This window comes from Streptomyces sp. NPDC004788 (assembly GCF_053601115.1).
Genome location: NZ_JBSGBF010000060.1, coordinates 33147 through 48196, shown reverse-complemented (window position 1 = coordinate 48196; position 15050 = coordinate 33147). Strand labels below are relative to the sequence as shown.

Annotated in this window: 12 protein-coding genes; 5 read left to right on the top strand and 7 right to left on the bottom strand. The window is 73.1% G+C overall.

The genetic code is table 11. The annotated features are described in order from the left end of the window. The 5 genes from ACWEJX_RS24430 to speB all read right to left on the bottom strand — a co-directional run. A partial coding sequence (locus ACWEJX_RS24430) for an ABC transporter transmembrane domain-containing protein (RefSeq protein WP_451609539.1) occupies nucleotides 1-3092 on the bottom strand: 3092 nt, incomplete at its 3' end. Nucleotides 3093-3217: 125 nt separating this feature from the next. Continuing rightward, complete coding sequence (locus ACWEJX_RS24425; protein WP_451609536.1) at nucleotides 3218-3523, bottom strand: lysine transporter LysE; 306 nt, start codon at nucleotides 3521-3523, stop codon at nucleotides 3218-3220. 112 nt (nucleotides 3524-3635) lie between these two features. Beyond that, nucleotides 3636-4061 (bottom strand): hypothetical protein, encoded by a 426-nt coding sequence (locus ACWEJX_RS24420; protein WP_451609535.1) that lies wholly within the window; start codon nucleotides 4059-4061, stop codon nucleotides 3636-3638. A 175-nt stretch (nucleotides 4062-4236) separates the two neighbouring features. Further along, nucleotides 4237-5919 (bottom strand): thiamine pyrophosphate-binding protein, encoded by a 1683-nt coding sequence (locus ACWEJX_RS24415; protein WP_451609534.1) that lies wholly within the window; start codon nucleotides 5917-5919, stop codon nucleotides 4237-4239. 165 nt (nucleotides 5920-6084) lie between these two features. After that, nucleotides 6085-7062 (bottom strand): agmatinase, encoded by a 978-nt coding sequence (speB, locus tag ACWEJX_RS24410; RefSeq protein WP_403792666.1) that lies wholly within the window; start codon nucleotides 7060-7062, stop codon nucleotides 6085-6087. 130 nt (nucleotides 7063-7192) lie between these two features. Between speB and ACWEJX_RS24405 the strand changes: the two genes are divergently transcribed. The 4 genes from ACWEJX_RS24405 (at nucleotide 7193) to ACWEJX_RS24390 (ending at nucleotide 11755) form a co-directional block, all read left to right on the top strand. Beyond that, nucleotides 7193-8686: a PucR family transcriptional regulator ligand-binding domain-containing protein gene (locus ACWEJX_RS24405; protein ID WP_451609533.1), complete on the top strand. Its 1494-nt coding sequence runs from the start codon at nucleotides 7193-7195 to the stop codon at nucleotides 8684-8686. 81 nt (nucleotides 8687-8767) lie between these two features. Then, nucleotides 8768-9925 carry an acyl-CoA dehydrogenase family protein gene (locus ACWEJX_RS24400; RefSeq protein WP_403792661.1) on the top strand — a complete coding sequence of 386 codons (1158 nt, stop codon included), beginning with the start codon at nucleotides 8768-8770 and terminating at the stop codon, nucleotides 9923-9925. 13 nt (nucleotides 9926-9938) lie between these two features. Continuing rightward, on the top strand, nucleotides 9939-10808 hold the full coding sequence (locus tag ACWEJX_RS24395) for an acyl-CoA thioesterase (RefSeq protein ID WP_451609532.1): 870 nt from the start codon (nucleotides 9939-9941) through the stop codon (nucleotides 10806-10808). Between the two features lie 23 nt (nucleotides 10809-10831). Further along, nucleotides 10832-11755, top strand: coding sequence for a cation diffusion facilitator family transporter (locus tag ACWEJX_RS24390; RefSeq protein WP_451609531.1), 924 nt, complete (start codon nucleotides 10832-10834; stop codon nucleotides 11753-11755). A 122-nt stretch (nucleotides 11756-11877) separates the two neighbouring features. Here the strand turns inward: ACWEJX_RS24390 and ACWEJX_RS24385 are convergent, their stop codons facing one another. Then, nucleotides 11878-12660, bottom strand: coding sequence for a phosphatase (locus tag ACWEJX_RS24385; RefSeq protein ID WP_451609530.1), 783 nt, complete (start codon nucleotides 12658-12660; stop codon nucleotides 11878-11880). A gap of 62 nt (nucleotides 12661-12722) precedes the next feature. Continuing rightward, a complete protein-coding gene (locus tag ACWEJX_RS24380; protein WP_451609529.1) occupies nucleotides 12723-13328 on the bottom strand; it encodes an SACE_7040 family transcriptional regulator in 606 nt (201 codons plus the stop codon). A gap of 99 nt (nucleotides 13329-13427) precedes the next feature. Here ACWEJX_RS24380 and ACWEJX_RS24375 point away from each other — a divergent pair, with 99 nt between their 5' ends. Beyond that, the gene (locus ACWEJX_RS24375) at nucleotides 13428-15035 is read left to right on the top strand and encodes a carboxyl transferase domain-containing protein (RefSeq protein ID WP_451609528.1); all 1608 of its coding nucleotides are present in this window, start codon (nucleotides 13428-13430) and stop codon (nucleotides 15033-15035) included. The last annotated feature ends 15 nt before the right edge of the window (nucleotides 15036-15050 follow it).

Sequence of the window (15050 nt, the reverse complement as noted above, 5' to 3'; positions counted from 1 at the left end):
TGCCCGGCGGGTATCCGCAGGTCGACGCCGGTCAGGGCCTCGTCCTCGGTCCCGTACGCGAACGACACGTCCTCGAAGGCGATCTCGCCGCGCAGCTCGGGCACGGCCTGCGGGGCGGCCGCCGCCACCGTGGAGGTCGGCTCCTGAAGGAGCTCCTGTATCCGCTTCAGCGAGACGGTGGCCTGCTGGTAGCCGTCGAAGACCTGCGAGAGCTGCTGCACGGGCGCGAAGAACAGGTCGATGTAGAGCAGGTACGCGACGAGCGCGCCGGTGGTCAGGGTGCCGGCCTCGATGCGGTGCGCGCCGACGATCAGGACGGCCGCGGCGGCCACCGAGGACAGGAGGGTGACGAACGGGAAGTAGATCGATATCAGCCACTGGCCGCGGATGCGGGCCGCCCGGTACTCGACGCTGCGGGCCGTGAACCGCTCGACGCCCGCCCGCTCGCGCCGGAACGCCTGCACGATCCGCAGGCCCGACACCGACTCCTGCAGATCGGCGTTGACCACGCTGATCCGCTCGCGCGCCAGCTCGTACGCCTTCACGCTGGCACGGCGGAAGAAGTACGTGGCGACGGCGAGCACCGGCAGGGTCGTGAAGACGACCAGGGCGAGCTGGAGGTCGAGCACGAGCAGCGCGACCATGATGCCGAAGAAGGTGACGACGGAGACGAAGGCCGTGACCAGGCCGGTCTGCAGGAAGGTCGACAGTGCGTCGACGTCCGTGGTCATCCGGGTCATGATCCGGCCGGTGAGCTCGCGCTCGTAGTAGTCGAGGCCGAGGCGCTGGAGCTGGGCGAAGATCTTCAGGCGGAGCGCGTAGAGGATCCGCTCGCCGGTGCGCCCGGTCATCCGGGTCTCGGCGGTCTGCGCGACCCACTGGACGAACACGGTGAGCAGCGCGAGCGCGGAGGCGGCCCAGACCGCGCCGATCGCGAGCCGGTTGACGCCCTCGTCGATGCCGTGCCGGATCAGGATCGGCAGCAACAGGCCGGCGCCCGCGTCGACCGCGACCAGGGCGAGGGAGACGAGCAGCGGCCGGCCGAAGCCGTGGAGCAGCCGGCGCAGGCCGTACGACTCCTCGGGCGCGACCGCGCGGGTCTCGTCGACGGCCGGGGTGTCGGTGGCCGGCGGCAGGGCGTCGACGGCGGCGAGCAGCTCCGGGGTGGCCCCGGCGCCCTTCAGCTCGCGCGGGTCGGCGCTCTCGTCCCGTACCCACAGGGCGGGCGTGATGCCCCGCTCGACGTCGAACTCGGCGTCCAGCTCGGCCCGCAGCGTGCGGTCCTCGGGCAGCTCGGCCGGGAGGGCGTGGCCGGGCGAGACGCCGCCCAGCTCGTCGGGGTCGGTGAGCAGGCGGCGGTAGAGCGCGGAGCGCTCCTCCAGCTCCTCGTGGGTGCCGATGTCGGCGAGCCGGCCGTCGTCGAGGACGGCGATCCGGTCGGCGAGGCCGAGGGTGGAGCGGCGGTGGGCGATCAGCAGGGTGGTGCGGCCCGCCATCACCGACTTCAGCGCCTCGTGGATCTCGTGCTCGACCCGGGCGTCGACGGCGGAGGTCGCGTCGTCGAGGACGAGGAGGCGCGGGTCGGTGAGGATCGCTCGGGCGAGCGCGATGCGCTGGCGCTGGCCGCCGGAGAGGGTGAGGCCGTGCTCGCCGACCTTGGTGTCGTAGCCGTCCGGCAGCTCGGCGATGAACCGGTCGGCCTGGGCGGCGCGGGCGGCCGCTTCGATCTCCTCCTGCGTCGCTTCGGGCGCGCCGTACGCGATGTTGGCGCGGACCGTGTCGGAGAAGAGGAAGCTGTCCTCGGGGACCAGGCCGACGGCGGCCCGCAGCGAGTCGAGGGTGAGCTCGCGGACGTCGTGGCCGCCGACGAGGACGGCGCCGTGCGTCACGTCGTAGAAGCGGGGCAGGAGCAGGGAGACGGTGGACTTGCCGGAGCCCGAGGCGCCGACGACGGCGACGGTCTCGCCGGGCCTGATCTCCAGCGAGAAGCCCTCCAGGACCGGGCGCCCGTCCTCGTACGCGAAGGAGACGTCGTCGAACTCGACCGTCGCGGGCGCGTCCGCCGGGAGTTCCTTCGTGCCGTCCGCCATCGTCGGCTCGGTGTCGATCAGCTCCAGGACCCGCTCGACGCCGGCCCGGGCCTGCTGGCCGACGGTGAGGACCACGGCGAGCATGCGGACCGGGCCGACCAGGGAGGCGAGGTAGGCGGAGAAGGCGACGAAGGTGCCGAGGGTGATCTGCCCGCGGTACGCCAGCCAGCCGCCGAGCGCGAGCACGGCGACCTGGCCGAGGGCGGGGACGGCCTGGAGCGCGGGGGTGTACCGCGCGTTCAGCCGGATCGTCCGCAGCCGGCCCGCGAACAGCTTCCGCCCGGCCTCCCGGATCTTCCCGGTCTCCTGCTCCTCCTGCCCGAAGCCCTTCACCACGCGGACGCCGGTCACGGCCCCGTCGACGACGCCCGCGACGGTGGCGGCCTGCTGCTGCGCGTACCAGGTGGCGGGGTGCAGACGGGTGCGGCTGCGGCGGGCGATCCACCACAGGGCGGGGGCGACGGCGAGGGCGACGAGGGTGAGCGGGAGGGACAGCGCGGCCATCACGCCGAGCGATATGAGGAAGAGCAGGATGTTCCCGATCGTCATCGGGAGCATGAAGAGCAGGCCCTGGATCAGCTGGAGGTCGCTGGTCGCACGGCCGACGACCTGCCCGGTCGACAGCTCGTCCTGACGGCGCCCGTCGAGCCGGGTGATCGTCCCGAACATCTCGGTGCGCAGGTCGTGCTGGACGTCGAGGGCGAGACGGCCGCCGTAGAAGCGGCGGATGTAGGTGAGCGCGTAGACGACGACGGCGGAGGCGACGAGGAGCCCGGTCCACAGGCCGAGGGACCCGGTCTTCGCGCCGATGACGTCGTCGATGATGACCTTGGTGATGAGCGGCACGAGCGCCATCACGGCCATGCCGGCGAGCGAGGACCCGAGCGCCAGGACCACGTCCGTCTTGTACCGCCAGGCATACCCCCACAACCTGCGCGCCCAGCCCCGCGCCGGCGTCTCCTGCGCCCGCGGGTCGTCTTCCCCCGTCTGCTGCTGCCCCACCGCCGCCACGTGGCGCCTCCCGTCCGTCCTGCTCTACCGGAAGGGCCAACACGGCCGACGTGCGATTTCATCCCGCCGCAACAATCCGGGACCGAAGACCGGTCCGGAGTCCTAGGACCGGCCGCTCATCCGCAGGCGCAGCTGATCGCGTACAGCGAGAAGAAGGCGATGCCGGCGAAGGTGACGACGGCGGCGCCCGCCAGTCGTCCCTTGCGACGCCGGGCGGGCGCGCGGAAGGCCTCCCAGGCGCCGTAGCCGGTGAACGCGACGGCAAGACCGGTGGCGCCGCCGGTCAGCAGCGGGCTGAGGCTCCAGCCCCAGAAGAACAGGCAGCCCAGGCCGACGAGCAGGGCGCAGGCCAGGGCCTGCAGGATCGCCTCCGCCACGAAGTCGCCCACGAACTCGACGACGAACTCCTTCAGGAACCTCACGTGCCCCGCCTCCCCCGTACCTCCGCTCGCGGAAGACCCCGGGCGGGCCTTCGGGTGAGAAGGACCCGTTCGGGGCCGGGAGGGTTGATTCGGACGGGGAGGGATGACCGGCCTAGAACGGGCCGGGCAGGGTCACGGAGATGTTGTTGCCGGTGTCGGTGATGACCACGTTGGTCCAGACCAGACTCATCGGGGGGCTGCACTTGGGCTGGAAGTTCGCGGTCACGGTCACGGTGAAGTTGGCCTTGCCGTTCTGGACGGGGAACTGCCCCCCGCCGCCGGTGGCCTGCTTGTTGCCGGCCTGGGGTTCGTTGTTGCCGGGGTTGACGCACTGGGCGTCGGCGGTGACGGAGATGTTCACCGTCTGCTGGTCGCCGAGGCCGGCTTCCTTGCCTTTGACGGTCAGGGAGCTGCCGGAGGCGGTCGCGGTCGGGGTGCCGACGAAGTGCGCGCTCACGGCACCGGCGGTCGGGGCGAGGAAGCCCACGAGGCCGAGCGCCACGGAGGCGGGCAGGAGGACTAGGGAACGGCGTCGCATGACGTCTCACCTCATCGGAGGTTTCACGATCGTGCAGGATCGGGAGTTCATGCCGTTGCCGTCACTCGGGTGACGGCCTGGACGCGCGCGGAGGCGGGTCGCCATCCGCATATCTCCTCAGACTATGCCCGTCCGCCCGGCGCGGCAGCGCGCGCCGGGCGGACCGCATCGCGCCTCACAGATGCGTCGGCTCGAACATCCGCAGCAGCGCCGGGAGCACCACGACCGACGGGCCCGGGGTCGCGAGCGCCTCCGCGAGGTCCTTCGCCAGCGACTCCGGTGTCGTCGCCGTCGCCGGGACGCCGAAGGAGCCGGCGAGCGCGACGAAGTCCGGGCGGGTCAGCTCCGTCGCCGTGGCCTCGCCGAACGCGTCCGTCATGTACTCGCGCAGGATCCCGTAACCGCCGTCGTCCACGATCAGCCACGTCACGTCGAAGCCGTACTGCTTCGCCGTCGCCAGCTCCGCGATCGAGTACATCGCGCCTCCGTCGCCCGACACCGCGAGCACCGGCCGCGTCGGGTCGGCCGCGGCCGCGCCGAGGGCGGCGGGGAAGGCGTAGCCGAGGCCGCCGGCGCCCTGGGCGGAGTGCATGGTGTTCGGGCGGCGCGCGTCGAAGGCGGACCAGGCCCAGTAGGCCAGGATCGTCATGTCCCAGAAGCTCGGCGCGTCGTCCGGCAGGGCCTCGCGGACCGCCGCGACGACCCGCCGCTCCAGGTCCAGGCCCTGCGCGGCGAGCCGGTCCCGTACCTTCGCGAGCACCGCCGCGACGCGCTCCGGAGCGCCCGGGTCCTCCCGTACGTCCACCGTCTCCAGGAGCGCCTGGAGCGCGAGCCGCGCGTCCGCGTGGATGCCGAGCGCCGGGTGGTTGGACTCCAGCTTCCCGGCGTCGGCCTCGATCTGGATCACCCGGCCGCGCGGGGCGAACGTGTGGTAGTTCGAGGACAGCTCGCCGAGACCGGAGCCGACGACGAGCAGGACGTCCGCGTCCTCGAGGAAGTCGGTGGTGTGCCGGTCCTCCAGCCAGGACTGGAGGGACAGCGGGTGCTCCCACGGGAAGGCGCCCTTGCCGCCGAAGGTGGTGACGACGGGCGCGCCGATCCGCTCGGCGAGCGCGAGCAGCTTCCCGGACGCGTCGGAGCGGACGACCCCGCCGCCCGCGATGATCACCGGACGCTCCGCCTTCGCGAGCAGGTCGGCGGCGACGGCCGTCAGCTCGGGGCGCGGCACGACCTCCTCCGGGGTGGCGTCGATGTACGTCACGACCGGGATCGGCGTCTCCGCGCGCAGCACGTCCTCCGGGATCTCCACCCACACCGGCCCGTGCGGGGCGGTGAGCGCCGACTCCCAGGCGGCGGCGATCGCGGACGGGATCTGGGACTGCGTACGGACCGGGTGGACCGACTTCACGATGTCCCGGAACGACGCCTGCTGGTCGCGCAGCTCGTGCAGATACCCGTGCCGCCCGCCGCCGAGCCCCGCCACCGGGACCTGGCTGCCGATCGCGAGCACCGGCGCGGACGCGGCCGCCGCCTCCTGGAGCGCGGCGAGCGACATCAGCGCGCCCGGCCCGGTGGAGAGCAGCAGCGGGGCCGCCTCGCCGGTGATCCGGCCGTAGGCGTCGGCGGCGAAGCCCGCGTTGTTCTCGACGCGGAGCCCGACGTGCCGGAGGGAGGAGCGGCGCAGGGCGTCGAACATGCCGAGGGCGTGCTGGCCGGGCAGTCCGAAGACGGTGGTGGCGCCGAGGCCGGAGAGGGTCTCGACGACGAGGTCACCGCCGGTGCGCCCGGGGGGCGGGTCGAGGGCCGCGGTGATCTGCGCGGGGGTGGGCCGCAGCACGAGGTCGTGGTCGTGGGTCATGGGGTCCCTCGGGGTGTGGCGTGTCGGTCGGGTGCGGCCCGGTGGTCGGGTCGTGTCCACCGTTCCTCCCGTGGCAGAACGGTATGCCCACGACCCGACGGCGGCGGGGGCCGGGCCGGGCCGCAGCCCGACGCCGCCCCCGCGCTCGCCTTGCTTCGCCTCGCCTTACTTCGCCTCGCGCGCCGCCGCGATCTGGCGCGACATGATCGTGGTCAGCTCGTACGCCGTGTGGGACGCCGCCACCGCCGTGATCTCCGCGTGGTCGTAAGCCGGGGCGACCTCGACGACGTCGGCGCCGACGAGGTTGCAGGAGGCGAGGCCGCGGAGGATCTCCAGGAGCTCGCGGGAGGTCATGCCGCCGGCCTCGGGGGTGCCGGTGCCGGGGGCGTGGGCCGGGTCGAGGCAGTCGATGTCGATGGAGATGTAGAGCGGGCGGTCGCCGATGCGCTGGCGCAGCTGGTCGGCGACCTCGTCGGCGCCGCGGCGGTAGATGTCCGCGGAGGTGACGATGCCGAAGCCCATCTTCTCGTCGTCGGTCAGGTCCTGCTTGCCGTAGAGCGGGCCGCGGGTGCCGACGTGCGAGAGGGCGGAGGTGTCGAGGATGCCCTCCTCGACGGCCCGGCGGAACGGGGTGCCGTGGGTGTACTCGGCGCCGAAGTAGGTGTCCCAGGTATCGAGGTGCGCGTCGAAGTGGAGCAGCGCGACCGGGCCGTGCTTCTTGGCCACGGAGCGGAGCAGCGGCAGGGCGACGGTGTGGTCGCCGCCGAGGGTCATCATGCGGGCGCCGGTGGCGAGCATGTCGTCGGCGGCGGCCTCGATGGTGTCGACGGCCTCGTTGATGTTGAACGGGTTGACGGCGATGTCACCGGCGTCCGCGACCTGGGCGAGGGCGAACGGGGAGGCGTCCTGCGCCGGGTTGTACGGGCGGAGCAGGCGGGACGCCTCTCGGATGGCGTTGCCGCCGAAGCGGGCGCCGGGGCGGTAGGAGACGCCGCTGTCGAAGGGGATGCCGACCACGGCGACGTCGGCGGTGCCGACCTCGTCGAGCCGCGGCAGACGGGCGAACGTCGCGGGGCCGGCGTACCGCGGGATGCGGGACGAGTCGATCGGGCCGCGCGGGGTGTTCTGGTCGCTGCTGCTCATGGTCGGGGTCCTCCTGAGGGGTGCGTCGCTGGCGTTCGGGTCCGGCTCGACCGTAAGTGGCCCGAATTCGACATTGAAGTGTACGTTTCCTCCATTGATCCGGGCGAACGATGTACGAAGGGGCCATCTGATGACCGTGACGGAGAGCGCCGCCACCCCGCCCGCGCCGCCCGTCCCGCTCGCCGCGCTGCTCGCCCGCCGGGAGCTGGGGCTGCGACTGCTCGCGGGCCCGGCGGACGTCTCGGACGTGTCGCTGCACTGGGTGCACACCTCCGAGATGGCCGACCCGTACCCGTATCTGCTCGGCGGCGAGCTGCTGATGACGGCCGGCGTACAGCTGGCGGACCCGGCGCGGTTCGTCGAGCGGGTGGCGGAGGCGGGGGCGGCGGCGCTCGGCTTCGGCGTGACGCCGGTGTGGGACACGGTGCCGCCGGCCCTGGTCGAGGCGTGCGAGCGGCTCGGTCTGCCGCTCGTCGAGGTGCCGCCCGAGACCCCGTTCACCGCCGTCGCCCGCGCGCTGTGGCGGCTGATGGCGGAGGCCCGGCTGCGCGAACTCCGCCGCGTCACCGAGGCCCAGCAGTCCCTGGCGACCGCCGCCGCCCGCCCGGCCCCGGTCCCCGCCGTCCTCGGCGCGCTCGCCTCCCGCCTCGGCGGCCGGGCCGTGCTCTTCGGCCCGGACGGTACGGAGTCGGCGGCGGCCGGCCGCGAGATCCCGGCGGAGGCGGCCCTGGCCCTCGCCGACCTCGCCGGTGTGGTCGGACCCCGGCCCGGCGGCCCGGCGTCGGCGAGCGGCGACGGGGGCGGGCTGCGGCTGGCCGCGTACGCGCTGGGCGGCGGCGACGGGCTGACGCTGGGCGTGGCGACGGAGCGGCGCGAGCCGGGCGACCACACGATCGCGGGTGTCGCCGTCGTCCTGCTCTCCCTGCTGACCGCGCCGCACCGGGCCGCCGACGTGACGGCCCGCGACACGGCCCTGGTGCGACTGCTCCTCGGCGCCGCCCCGCAGGACGCGGCGACCGCCCTGCACCCGGGCCCGTGGACGGTGGTCCACGCGCGCGGCGGCGACGGCACGCCGTTCGCGGCGGCGGCCCTGGCGGCGACGCTCGGGACTCCACTGGCGGACCCGGGCGAGGGGCCCAGCGCGAGCCCCGGCGCCGCCCCGGGCGGGGGAACCGTCCGCCTTCTCCTGCCCGCCTCCTCCCCCGTCACCGCCCAGCCCGGCTGGACCATCGGGGTGAGCGCTCCGGCCGGGCCCGACGCGCTCGCCGCCGCAGACGCGCAGGCCGCCCGGGCGCTGCGCCGGGCCGAGGCGACGCGGGCGACGGTCGTACGGCACCGGGCCGCCGGGTTCGCCGGCCTGGTCGACCGGGACGAGGCGGCCGCGTACGCGAGCGAACTGCTCGCGCCGCTGACGCCGCCCCTGGCCGAAACCCTGCGGACCTGGCTCTCCCTGCACGGCAGCTGGGACCGGACGGCGGTGGCGATGGAGATCCACCGGAACACCGTCCGGCAGCGGATCGCCCGCGTGGCGGCCCTTCTCGACCGGGATCTCGACGACCCGGACGTGCGGATGGAGCTGTGGTTCGCATTGCACTCGGTGGCCGACTCTGGACAGAGGGGTTGACCGGTCGGTAACTTCGTCTTCAACAAGGCTGAGCAAGCGCTTAGACAAGTACTGGAAGACTGGAACCGAAGGAGGCGGCTCGTGCGCCGTACCGTTTTCACCGAGGACCACGAGGCGTTCCGGGAGACCATCCGCGCCTTCATCGAGGCCGAGGTCGTCCCCGTCTACGACGAGTGGTTCCAGGCCGGCCAGGCGCCCCGCGACTTCTACTACAAGCTCGGTGAGCTGGGCATCTTCGGCATCAACGTGCCGGAGGAGTTCGGCGGCGCCGGTCTGGACACGCACAAGTTCGAGGCCGTCCTGTACGAGGAGACCGCCCGCGCGGGCGTGGCCTTCGGCGGCTCCGGCGTGCACGTCCTGCTCGCCCTCCCGTACATCAAGATGCTCGCCTCCGACGAGCAGAAGAAGCGTTACCTCCCGAAGTTCGTCACCGGCGAGGAGATGTGGGCGCTGGCGATGACCGAGCCGGGCACCGGCTCCGACGTCGCGGGCATGAAGACCACCGCCAAGCTCTCCGAGGACGGCACCCACTACGTCCTCAACGGCGCCAAGACCTTCATCACCGGTGGCGTCCACGCCGACCGCGTGATCGTCTGCGCCCGTACCTCGGCCCCCTCGGCCGAGGACCGCCGCTTCGGCATCTCCCTCTTCGCCGTGGACACCAAGTCCGAGGGCTACTCCATCGGCCGCAAGCTGGACAAGCTCGGCCTGCGCACCTCCGACACCGCCGAGCTCGCCTTCGTCGACGTCAAGGTGCCGGTCGAGGACCTGCTCGGCGAGGAGGGCAAGGGCTTCTACTACCTCGGCCACAACCTGGCCTCCGAGCGCTGGGGCATCGCCTTCGGCGCGTACGCGCAGGCCAAGGCCGCCGTCCGGTTCGCGCAGCAGTACGTCACGGACCGCACGGTCTTCGGCAAGCCGGTCGCGCACTTCCAGAACACCAAGTTCGAGCTGGCCGCCTGCCAGGCCGAGGTGGACGCCGCCGAGGCGGTCGCCGACCGCGCCCTGGAGGCCTTGGACGCGGGCGAGCTGACCCCGGCCGAGGCCGCCTCCGCCAAGCTCTTCTGCACCGAGGTCGCGCACCGCGTGATCGACCGCTGCCTCCAGCTGCACGGTGGCTACGGCTACATGAACGAGTACCCGATCGCCCGCCTGTACGCCGACAACCGCGTCAACCGCATCTACGGCGGCACCAGCGAGATCATGAAGTCGATCATCGCCAAGTCGATGGGCCTCTGACCAGGTGGCCCAAGTGCCCGAGGCACGCACCGCACTGGATGACCTGCTCGATCTGCTCGACCTGGAGCGGATCGAGCAGGACATCTTCCGCGGCGAGTCCCGCCAGTCGATCGTCCCCCGCGTCTTCGGCGGCCAGGTGGCCGCCCAGGCGCTGGTGGCGGCGGGGCGGACCGTCCCCGGCGACCGGCTCGCCCACTCGCTCCACGCGTACTTCCTGCGCCCCGGCGACCCGGGCGCGCCGATCGTCTACAACGTCGACCGGATCCGCGACGGCCGCTCCTTCACCACCCGCCGGGTGGTCGCGGTCCAGCACGGGCAGCCGATCTTCCACCTCTCGGCGTCCTTCCAGACGTACGAGGAGGGGCTCGACCACCAGGCGGACATGCCGCCCGCGCCCGACCCGGAGTCGCTGCCGACGCCGGCCGAGATGCTGCCCCGGCACCTTCCCCGCGAGGTCGCCGACCGGCTGATCGAGGCCCGGGCCGCGGTCGACCTGCGGTACGCCGAGACGCCGCCGTGGGGCACGGTCGGGCAGCCGCGCGAGCCGCGCTCGCAGGTGTGGTTCCGTACGAACGGCAAGCTCGCCGACGACCCCCTGCTGCACGTCGTCCTCGCCACCTACGTCTCCGACATGACCCTCCTCGACTCCGTCCTGCTCGCGCACGGGCGGGGCGGCTGGGCCGTCGGTGACGTCGTCGGGGCCTCGCTGGACCACGCGATGTGGTTCCACCGGCCGTTCCGGGCCGACGAGTGGCTCCTGTACGACCAGGAGTCGCCGACCGCGTCCGGCGGGCGGGGGCTCGGGCAGGCCAGGATCTACACGCAGGACGGGCGGCTCGCGATCACCGTCATCCAGGAGGGTGTCGTTCGCGTCCCGCGCTGACGACCGGACATACCGTCCGACGCATGGCACAGCAGGGCGAGAGCACGTTCACGGTGATCGTGGCGGCGACGGCGAACCTCGCGATCGCGGTCGCCAAGGCCGTCGCGGGCCTGGTCAGCGGCTCCAGCGCGATGCTCTCCGAGGCGGCGCACTCGGTCGCCGACACCGTCACCGAGGTCCTGCTGCTCACCGCGCTCAAGCGCAGCGAGAAGCCTGCCGACGAGGACCACCCGCTCGGGTACGCGAACGAGCGCTACGTCTGGGCGATGCTGGCCGCCGTCGCCACCTTCGTCGGCGGCGCGGTCTTCTCGATCTACGACGGCGTCCACGCGCTCACCCAGGGCGAGGACCTGGGCGACCCGCTCGCCTCGTACATCGTGCTCGCCGTCGCGTTCGTCCTGGAGGGCTACTCGCTGCGGACCGGGGTCCACCAGGTCCGCGGGGAGGCGGCCCGCGCGAACGCGCCCTTCACCCACTATCTGCGCCGGATGCCCGACACGACCGTCAAGGCCGTGGTCCTGGAGGACTCCGCCGCCCTCGTCGGCCTGCTGCTCGCGGCCGGCGGCCTGCTCGGCGCCCAGCTCACCGGCTCCGCGGTCTGGGACGGCGTCGCCTCGATCCTGATCGGCCTGCTGCTCGTGTACGTGGCGTGGGTGCTGGGCCGCTCCAACGCGGAGCTGCTCATCGGCCGCCCGCTGCCGCGCGGGCTGCGCGAGGAGGTCCGGGCGGAGCTGCTGGCGGTGGAGCACGTGGAGGAGGTGCTCGACCTGGTGACGCTGATCCAGGGCCCGGGCGAGGTGCTCGTGGCGGCGAAGGTCGACTTCCGGGACCTGTCGTCGGCGGCGGAGATCGAGCTGGCCTGCGAGGAGGCGGAGCACCGACTGCGAAGCCGCGTCCCCTCCATCCGCAGGGTCTATCTGGACCCGACGCCACCGGGCGGGAGATGACGACGGTGGGAGGGACCGAGCGGGCCGCAGGCCCCGGCCCAGGCCCCCCGGCCCAGGCCCCGGCCCCCCGGCCCAGGCCCCGGCCCCCGGTCCAGGCCCCCGGCCCCCCGTCAGACCAGGCGTCAGCCGACCAGACCCGCCGTCTCCAGCACGTACGCCGTCAGCGGCTCGTAGTAGCGCGGGTCCACGACGTGGTCGTCCAGCGGGATGGCGACCTGCACGGTGCCCTCCGCCTCACCGAGGAACAGCGCCGGGTCGTTGCAGTCCGCGTAGCCCAGCGTGTCGATGCCCCGCTGGGCCGCGCGCCCCGCCCAGCCGTGGTCGGCGACGACCAGGTCGGGCGCGGGCTCGCCGAGCGCCTCCAGCGCGTCGAGGATCGCGTTCATCGGCTCCGGAGAGTGGGTGTGCCAGAGGCTGGCGCCGCGCTCGAAGACGGCGACGTCGGCGAACTGCACCACGTACCCCTCGTCGGCGGTCAGTCCGCCGGGGATCCGGACGATGTCGCAGCCCTGGGCGCGCAGCGCGGCGGCGACCCGGCTGTGGACGTCGATGAGCGAGCCGGGGTGGCCGGTCGCGAAGAGGACCCGCTCGCGCGCGGACGCGGCCTTGGCGAGCCGGGCGGCCATCCGGTCGAGCGCGGCGACGGTCAGCTCCGGGTCGATCGTGTCCTGCCCGACCCGGTGCGCCGGGTCGTCCACGACCCCGCACCGCTCCGCCATCACCGCGAGCACGTCCTGCTCGTCCGTCCACCGGTCGCCGAGTTCGAGCCCGAGCCAGTAGTGCCGGTCGCCGTTGGCGAGCTGCCGGTAGTGGCTGAGGTTGTTGTCCCGTGGCGTGGCCACGTCCCCGGCGATCCGGGTCCGGACGAGGTGCTCGACGAGGGCGGCGCGGCTGAGTATCGGCATGCGGCTTATTGTGCCGGGCGCCGGCCCCCGCCCGTACGGGCATTTCGCCATGTCCGCCCGGGTCAGCGAACGGGACCGTCGGCCCCCAGCGCCCCGAACGCCCCGTGCGCCAGGCTCCGCAGCAGCGACTCCATCGCCTCGCGGCCCAGCGGCGCGCCGAGGTGCGGGGTCGAGTTCAGCAGGCCGAAGACGGCGTGGACGGCCGCCCTGGCCTCGGACTCGGCCGCGGTCGGGTACAGCTCGCGGACGACGGCGACCCACAGCTCGACGTACTGGCGCTGGAGCTGGCGCACCCGCTTGCGGTCCTCGTCCTTGAGGCGGTCGAGCTCGCGGTCGTGGAGGGTGATGAGGGGGCGGTCGTCGAGGGCGAAGTCGATGTGGCCGTCGATGAGGGAGCCGAGGACGGCGCGCGGGTCGCCGTCGGATTCGGCCACGCGCATCCGGCCGCCGTCGAGGAGCCGCTCGCTGATGCCGACCAGCAGTTCCGCGAGCATCGCGTCCTTGCCGGGGAAGTGCCGGTAGAGCCCGGGGCCGCTGATGCCGACCGCGGCTCCTATCTCATCGACGCCCACGCCGTGGAAGCCGCGCTCGGCGAAGAGACGCGCGGCTTCCTTGAGGATCTGCTGCCGGCGCGTCGGCGCGTCCGTCCGCGTGGGGCTCGTGGTCATTATTCGATTCTAGACAAGCCTGTTAGCGGTCGTTAACCTGACTGACATACGTTAACGCTCATTAACCGAGCGGACCGACCGAGCAAGGGAGCTCGACGGATGCAGCAGGCACCTGTGCTGACGAGCGCGGCTGATCCCGCCTCGGCGGCCTGGCAGGCCAACGAGGCGGCCCACCACGAGCTGGCCGCGACCCTGCGCGCCAAGCTCGCCGCGGCCGCGCTCGGCGGCGGCGAGAAGGCCCGCGCCCGGCACACCGCGCGCGGCAAGCTGCTGCCGCGCGACCGCGTGGACACCCTCCTGGACCCGGGTTCGCCCTTCCTGGAGCTGGCCCCGCTCGCGGCGCACGGGATGTACGGCGACCAGGCCCCGGCGGCCGGCGTGATCGCGGGCATCGGCCGGGTCTCCGGCCGCGAGTGCGTCATCGTCGCCAACGACGCCACCGTCAAGGGCGGCACGTACTACCCGATGACCGTCAAGAAGCACCTCCGCGCCCAGGAGGTGGCCCTGGAGAACCGCCTCCCCTGCCTCTACCTGGTGGACTCCGGCGGCGCCTTCCTGCCGATGCAGGACGAGGTCTTCCCGGACCGTGAGCACTTCGGCCGGATCTTCTTCAACCAGGCCCGGATGTCCGGCGCCGGCATCCCGCAGATCGCCGCGGTCATGGGCTCCTGCACGGCCGGCGGCGCGTACGTCCCGGCGATGAGCGACGAGGCCGTGATCGTCCGCAACCAGGGCACGATCTTCCTCGGCGGCCCGCCGCTGGTGAAGGCCGCGACCGGCGAGGTCGTCACGGCCGAGGAGCTCGGCGGCGGCGAGGTGCACTCCCGCACGTCGGGCGTCACCGACCACCTCGCCGAGGACGACGCGCACGCGCTGCGGATCGTCCGGAACATCGTCGCCACCCTCCCCGAGCGCGGCCCGCTGCCCTGGTCGGTCGAGCCGGCCGAGGAGCCGAAGGTGGACCCGTACGGGCTCTACGGTGCGGTGCCGGTCGACTCCCGCACCCCGTACGACGTGCGCGAGGTCATCGCCCGCGTCGTCGACGGCTCGCGCTTCCAGGAGTTCAAGGCCGAGTACGGGCAGACGCTGGTCACCGGCTTCGCCCGGATCCACGGCCACCCGGTCGGCATCGTCGCCAACAACGGCATCCTGTTCGCCGAGTCCGCCCAGAAGGGCGCGCACTTCATCGAGCTGTGCGACCAGCGCGGCATCCCGCTGGTCTTCCTGCAGAACATCTCCGGCTTCATGGTCGGCAAGGCGTACGAGCACGGCGGCATCGCCAAGCACGGCGCCAAGATGGTGACGGCCGTGGCCACCACGCGCGTGCCGAAGCTGACGGTGGTGATCGGCGGTTCGTACGGCGCCGGCAACTACTCGATGTGCGGCCGGGCGTACTCGCCGCGCTTCCTGTGGATGTGGCCCAACGCCAAGATCTCCGTGATGGGCGGCGAGCAGGCCGCTTCCGTGCTCGCGACCGTCAAGCGGGACCAGCTCGGCGACGCGTGGAGCGCCGAGGAGGAAGAGGCGTTCAAGACGCCGATCCGCCAGCAGTACGAGACGCAGGGCAGCGCCTACTACGCGACGGCCCGGCTGTGGGACGACGGGGTCATCGACCCGCTGGAGACCCGGCAGGTGCTGGGTCTCGCCCTGACCGCGTGTGCCAACGCGCCCCTGGGTGACCCCCAGTTCGGCGTCTTCCGGATGTGAGGGACCCCATCACCA